6 protein-coding genes are annotated in these 6,526 nt (G+C 63.5%); 3 read left to right on the top strand and 3 right to left on the bottom strand.

The features are described 5' to 3' along the window. The 3 genes from EOC06_RS29950 to EOC06_RS29940 all read left to right on the top strand — a co-directional run. Positions 1-382, top strand: a 382-nt coding sequence (locus EOC06_RS29950) for an anhydro-N-acetylmuramic acid kinase (protein WP_206631285.1), incomplete at its 5' end; no start/stop codon positions are given. A 371-nt stretch (positions 383-753) separates the two neighbouring features. Next, entirely contained in the window at positions 754-1,758 is a 1,005-nt protein-coding gene (pstS, locus tag EOC06_RS29945; RefSeq protein ID WP_245470208.1) for a phosphate ABC transporter substrate-binding protein PstS, read from the top strand. 76 nt (positions 1,759-1,834) lie between these two features. Beyond that, entirely contained in the window at positions 1,835-3,559 is a 1,725-nt protein-coding gene (locus EOC06_RS29940; protein WP_127272615.1) for a Na/Pi cotransporter family protein, read from the top strand. Positions 3,560-3,640: 81 nt separating this feature from the next. On the opposite strand, the gene EOC06_RS29935 is transcribed toward EOC06_RS29940, so the two are convergent. From EOC06_RS29935 to EOC06_RS29925, 3 genes are all read right to left on the bottom strand, one after another. Then, entirely contained in the window at positions 3,641-4,069 is a 429-nt protein-coding gene (locus EOC06_RS29935; RefSeq protein ID WP_128309491.1) for an N-acetyltransferase, read from the bottom strand. Then, positions 4,053-5,456, bottom strand: a complete 1,404-nt coding sequence (locus tag EOC06_RS29930) for a sigma-54 dependent transcriptional regulator (RefSeq protein ID WP_128309490.1) — start codon at positions 5,454-5,456, stop codon at positions 4,053-4,055. The genes EOC06_RS29935 and EOC06_RS29930 overlap by 17 nt, the downstream gene beginning before the upstream one ends. Further along, the coding region (locus EOC06_RS29925) for a sensor histidine kinase (RefSeq protein ID WP_164898808.1) at positions 5,453-6,526 on the bottom strand (1,074 nt) is incomplete at its 5' end. The genes EOC06_RS29925 and EOC06_RS29930, both read right to left, overlap by 4 nt.

The following is a 6,526-nucleotide window of genomic DNA, read 5'->3' as shown; positions in this document are numbered from 1 at the left end:
CACCAAGCCCTATCCCAAATCGCTGGACCGTTTCGACTTCGGCGCCGCCATGGCGGACGGGCTGGATGCGGAGGATGGCGCGGCACTGCTGACCGCCTTTACCGCTGGAGCCGTCGGCAAGGCACTCGACCTCTTACCAAGCCGTCCGAAAAAACTGGTGGTCAGCGGCGGCGGCCGCCACAACCCGACCATGATGGCGATGCTGACCAGCCGTGCCGGCGTCGAAGTGGTGCAGGCCGAGAGCCTCGGCTGGAGCGGCGACGCGGTCGAGGCGGAGTGTTTTGCTTTCCTGGCGGTGCGCGTGCTGCGCGGCCTGCCGATCAGCTTTCCGAGCACGACCGGCGCACCGCGGCCGATGCAGGGCGGAAAACTCGCCGGTTAGAGCCTCTTCCATCCGGAAGCGGGATGGTCTCTATCTCAGTGTTTGAGGATGACCTCTCCCGCCGACTTTCAGACGATGCGGCTTTTTGCTCAGGTTTTGCAGTCGAAAGGTCTTCGGAACAGTCGAAAAGCTTTTCCGCCGGGACCCACTGTCATCCAACCGTTAAGAAGAATTAATACAAGACAACAGCGATCTTGTTTTCAGCTGACGCCTCATTTCGCAGGCGTATGGCCATTGATGCGCGCCTACATAGCGGCGGCAGTATAGTTGGGATTCAATTTATGTTGTCAGCAGGTTTAGCCTTATTGCGCGGTGCACGGCCGACGGTTTCGGGGGCGGCAGCTGCGCTCGCCCTTGCAATCATCGGGGCCATGATCGGATCCGCTGCGCGGGCTGAGCCCATTCGCGGTGCGGGGTCGACACTGGCCGCGCCGATCATCGGCAAGTGGGCAACGACATACAAGGCTGCACGCGCCGACGGCGGCGACTTCTTCACGCTGGACTGGACCGTCGATTATGAACCGGTCGGATCCCTTGCCGGCCTGATGCGGCTTGCGCAGCCCGAACTGGATTTCGCCGCCACGGATGTTCCCGTGCCGGCTGATGATCTCGCCAGGAACGGCCAGCAGCAATTTCCGATCGTCATGGGCGGGATCGCGGTGGTCGCCAATCTCGATGGCCTGCCGGAGCAAGGTCTGCGCCTCTCCGGCCCGGTGATCGCCGACATCTATCTGGGCAAGATCAAGTCCTGGTCCGATCCTGCGATAAGGGTGCTCAATCCCGACATAGCCCTTCCCGATCTCGCCATCAGCGTCATCCACCGGCAGGACGGTTCGGGCTCAACCTATGTCTTCACCGAGTTTCTGTCATCGACAAGCGAAGACTGGAAGACGAAGCCTGGAGCCGACACTCTGATCGACTGGCCGCTCGGGACAGGCGCGGAAGGTACGCAAGCGCTTCTTCGTGCCGTGGCTGCGAGCAAGGGGGCGATTGCCTACGCCGAATACGGCCAGGTTCTTCGCGCCGGCCTTCCCTTCGCAGCGGTCCAGAACAAATCCGGCAAGTTCGTCAAACCGGACCCGCAGGGCGTGCAAGCAGCGGCCACCTCCGTCGCCTGGGGGGAAACGACCGACTTCTTCGCCTCCCTCACCAATCGCAGCGGAGATGGTGCGTACCCGATGAGCACGGCGGTGTTCGCCGTTGTCCAGGTCTCGGGGCGTTCGGAACATCGCTATCGCCGCGTGCATGATCTTTTCCGGCTCGCCTTCGCGCAAGGTGCCGGCGACGCCACCGCACTCGGCTATGTGCCGCTCCCGAAAGCGCTCATTGGCCAGATCGAACAGTATTGGGCAAGGCAATTGCCGGTCGGAAACTGACCCGAACGAAGCTGCCTTGCGCAGCAACTGAACTTCATACCGCGTCGTCGTGGCGACTTGTTGGGGACTGCCTGAAATGGACATAGATATCTTCAAGGACATCCTCGTGCCGGTGATCGGCGGCTTGGGCATCTTCATGCTCGGTCTGGATTTCATGGCAAACGGCATCCAGGCGCTGTCGGTCAACCGGATGCGCGACTTTCTCGCCAAGGCAGCCGGTACGCCGGTCAAAGGCGTGCTGGCGGGAACGCTGATCACCGGCGTCATCCAGTCGTCGACGGCGATGAGCGTCATGGTCGTCGGGCTGGTCAATGCCGGTGTCATCGCCCTGCGGCCGGCGATCAGCGTGATCATGGGCGCCAACATCGGCACCACGCTCGGCAACGGGCTCATCGCCCTGCCGCTCGGTCCGCTCGGATTGATCCTGGCCGGCGTGTTCTCGCTGGTCTACTGCTTCGCCAAAAGCGAAAAGGTGAAGAACATAGCGCTCGCCTGCATGGGTTTCGCTCTGATCTTCTACGGCCTCAATTTGATGACCGGCGGCCTGCGTCCGCTTCGCAACCTGCCGGAAGTCATGGCGCTGCTGCAGACGCTGACGGCCGACTCCTACCTCAACCTTTTCAAATGCGTGTTCATCGCCGCCGGCGTGACCGCGATGATCCACTCGTCCTCGGCGACGATCGGCATCGTCATGGGCCTTGGCGCGGCGGGCATTCTCGACTGGACAACCGCCGTCGCCTTCTCGCTCGGTGCCGATCTCGGCACCACGATCACGTCGTGGATGGCTTCGCTCAACCTTTCGAAGAACGCCAAGCGGACCGCCTATGCGCACATCTCGTTCAATATCATCGGGGTGTGCATCACCATCCCTCTGTTCTTCGTCTCCATCCAGGTGCTGGAATGGGCCATGCAGTTCTTCGGCGGCGATCCGGCCGTTCCGGTGATTGTTGACGGCAAGGAGACCTTCCCCCTGGTGCCGGTCGCGGTCGGCCTCTACTCGACCTTCTTCAACGTCTTCAACACAGTGCTGCTATTCCCGTTCATCGGCGTGTTCGAGCGGGTGCTATCGCGTGTCGGCCACACGGATGCCGACGACGCGGAGGATTTCTCGACGCCGAAATTCCTCGACCGCAAACTGGCCAGCGATTTTGCCAAGGCCATTCCCGCCGTGCAGCAAGAGACGGCCCGCCATCTGGAGGCCGGCGCCATGTTCCTCGACATCGCACGCTCTTCCAAGAAGGCGCCGTCGGATCCGGGCGAGCACTATCTGGCGACCGACATCCTCAGCCGCGATATCCGCGCCTACACCGCCGCGCTGATGAAGGAGGATCTGCCTTACGAACAGCTCGATCTGATCGCCAGCCTGATCGAGGAAGCCGACTTCACGGCCGCCCTGACGGAATCGATGCATCAGGTGGCGCGCCGCGTCAGGCGCGAGAAGTTCAGCAACCCGGCGCAAGCCATCGTCGACGTCGCGCTGAACAAGCTCGACACGTCGCTGCGCGAAATCTTGCCTACTTACGGAATTTCCAGCCCGCAGATGCCGGCCGGCCATGTAAATCTGCCCGGGGTCGAGGAACTGCGTGCCCGCACGCTGGCGCTCGGACCGAATGCCGGTGCCGCCGAACGCGGCACGATCCTGGCCCTGCTCGGGTCGATCGAGCGTGCGGAAATCCTGATCCATCGCATCGATGCCGAGCGCAGATCCGTAAACCGCCAAAGCGTGCTCGCCCGTGCGTCGGCACGCAAGGAAACCAGAGCAAGCCCGATGGGAGACCCAGGCCTGGTTCCGGCCGAGTAACGGTCCGCCGGACCATAACCACCTTCGTTCGGATTGCGGGTCAGGCAGGAAGACAGTCCATCCCGGTTCCGCCGGGATGGATCAGGCCAACGCCAGCCTCTTCTGTAGAAAGATGCGGCTGCGGCCGATAGGGAAATCGGCAAGCGTTCCAAAGGGCTCGTAACCCTGACGCTGGTAGACCTTGGCGGCGTTCGGATTGAAGGTGTCGATCCAGGCGTTTCGACAGCCGCGCGCCACCGCTTCGTGTTCGGCCGCATCCAGCATCTTGCCGGCCATGTGCTGGCCGCGCAGCCGCTCATCGACCCAGAGCCATTGCACGTAGAGCCAGCCCCAGGCGGTGTAACCGGAAATGCCGGCGACGACCGCGCCATCCTCGTCGCGCACAAACACCACAAGCGCCTTCCTTTCGGATGCGCCGACATCGCCGTCGTTGAACGCCGTCAGCCGTTCACCGAGAAAGGCGAGTTCTTCCGGCAAGGGATTTGCCGTCGTTTCAAGCGTCGTGTTCATCGCTTTTCCGAGATGGTTGCGTGTCGGCGTCGCCGCCATTGCGAAACTCTGATGCGGCAATGCCGTAGCGCTTGAGCTTGTCATAAAAGGTCTTGCGCGGTACGCCGAGCGCATCGATGGCGCCGCGCACGTCGCCGCCATGATCGCGCAATGCGTCGCGGATGAGCTGTGCTTCGTATTGGCCGACCCGTTCGGGCAATGCTGCCGTAGGCTCCGGCGAATGCGCGGAGACCGCCCTCCTCTCATCTTCCGGACCGAGGCCGAGCGCAACACGGTCGGCAAAATGGGCAAGCTCGCGCACATTGCCTGGCCAGTCATGCGACTGGAGATGATCGCTGACCGCAGCGTTCATCTTCGCGACAGGCCGGCCGAACCGTTCTGCCGCCTTGCCGAGGAAATGCCCAAACAGCATCGGGATATCGCCGCGACGCTCGCGCAGCGGCGGGATGCGCAGCGTCACCACGTTAAGGCGAAAATACAGATCCTCGCGAAAATCACCGCGTTGGTCCGACCGCCCCAGATCGACCTTGGTCGCGGCGACGACCCTGAGATCGATGCGCCTGATGTCGTTCGAGCCAAGTGGAGTGAGGCTGCGCGTTTCGAGCACGCGCAGCAGCTTGACCTGGAGCGCCGGCGGCATGGATTCGATCTCGTCGAGAAACAGCGTGCCGCCGCTGGAATGCTCGATGCTGCCGATCCGCCGCCGCTGCGCGCCGGTGAACGCGCCCGCCTCATGGCCAAACAACTCGCTCTCGATGACCGTCTCCGGCAGCGCACCGCAATTCAGTGCCACGAAGGGTTTTGCGCGCCGTCGCCCCCCTCTGTGCAGGAGGTCCGCCACCACTTCCTTGCCGGTTCCCGTTTCTCCCTCGACCAGCACATCGACGTTCATGTCGGCAATCTGGCGCAAGGTCTCGCGCAGTCGCTTGATGGCAGGAGCCTCGCCGATCAGCGGCAGGCCGTCAGTGGCGAGGGCCGCGGCTTCGCGCAGCCGCCGGTTCTCCATCACCAGCCGTCGCTTCTCACTCGCCCGTTTCAGCGCCTCGACAAGGCGGTCGCCGGCATAGGGTTTCGAGATGAAATCGTAGACACCGTCCTTGAGCGCGGCCACTGCGAGATCGACGTCGCCATGGCCGGTGACCAGGATCACGGGTATGTCCGGGTCGATCGCCTTGATGCGATCGAACAGCTGCAGCCCGTTCATGCCCGGCATGCGGATGTCGCTGACCACCACGCCTTCAAAGGTCCTGTCGACAACGGCAAGCGCTGCCTCGGCGGCGTCGCGCGCGACCACAGCGAAGCCGGCAAGCTCGAGCAATTGCGTTGTGGCGTGCAGCAGGTCCGCATCGTCGTCGACGAGCGCCACCAGCCCTGATCCCTCAATCATTCAATTCGCCTCAAATCGATGGTGAAGGATGCGCCGATGCCATTGCCGGGATCGAGCCGCAGCGTGCCGCCCAATTCCTGGGCGATCTCCTGCGAGATCACCAGCCCGAGGCCAAGCCCCTTCTCCTTGGTGGTCTGGAACGGCATGAACAGATTGCCGGCTGCTTCCGGGCCGAGACCTGGGCCGTTGTCGCGCACCGAAATCAGCACCCTGTCGTCGTGCTCGGCAAGTTGGATCTCTATGCGGGGATCGGGCTGGTCCTTCATAGCGTCCAGCGCATTCTGCAACAGATTGACCAGGATCTGTTCCAGCCGGATGCGGCTGGCCATGACCACCGGCGAGGCATTGCCGCGCGGCTTGACGATGGTCACGCCGGAATCACGGATGCGGCCCGACAGCAGCGACAGCGCGCCATCAATTGCCTCGCGCACCGGCAGCGGCGAAGCGGCAACCCCGGGTCGACGGGCGAAAGTGCGCAAGGTGCCGGTGATCGCGCCGATGCGTTCGGTCATCGACACGATCGACGTCAGATTGCCGCTGGCCGGTTCGGTTTTGCCGGTTTCGAGAAAGCGGCCCGCATTCTCGGCATAGGTGCGGATAGCGGCGACCGGCTGGTTGATCTCGTGCGCCACGCCGGCGGCGATTTGGCCGAGGATGGAAAGCCGGTTGGCCTGGGCGAGGTCGTCGCGCAGCCGGCGCACCTTGGCTTCAGCATTCTCGCGCTCGGCGATTTCACCGGCAAGTGCGGTGTTGGAGCGGGTCAACTCGGCCGTTCGCGTGCTGACTCGGCTCTCCAGTTCGGCATTCATCCGCGCCAGCGCCTCCTGCCTCAGCCGTCGTGCGCGCTGGCGGCGGGTAAGCACGAAGGCAAGCAAGCCCATCAGCAGAAGCCCAAGCAGCGTGGTCAGGCGCGCCGTGTTGGCGGCCGATGAAAGAGCAGCGTCGGCGGGAGTGAGCAGCCAGAGACGCCAGCCAGGAACAGCAGCGGGCAAATCCTGCACCACCTCGACGAACTGGCGCGGTTTTCCCGCGTTGTCGATCGTCGCCAGGCCGTCACCAGCGCCGCGCCG

Source organism: Mesorhizobium sp. M7A.F.Ca.MR.362.00.0.0, assembly GCF_004023175.1.
Classification (GTDB): Bacteria; Pseudomonadota; Alphaproteobacteria; order Rhizobiales; family Rhizobiaceae; genus Mesorhizobium.
This window is presented reverse-complemented; position numbering and strand designations above follow the sequence as displayed.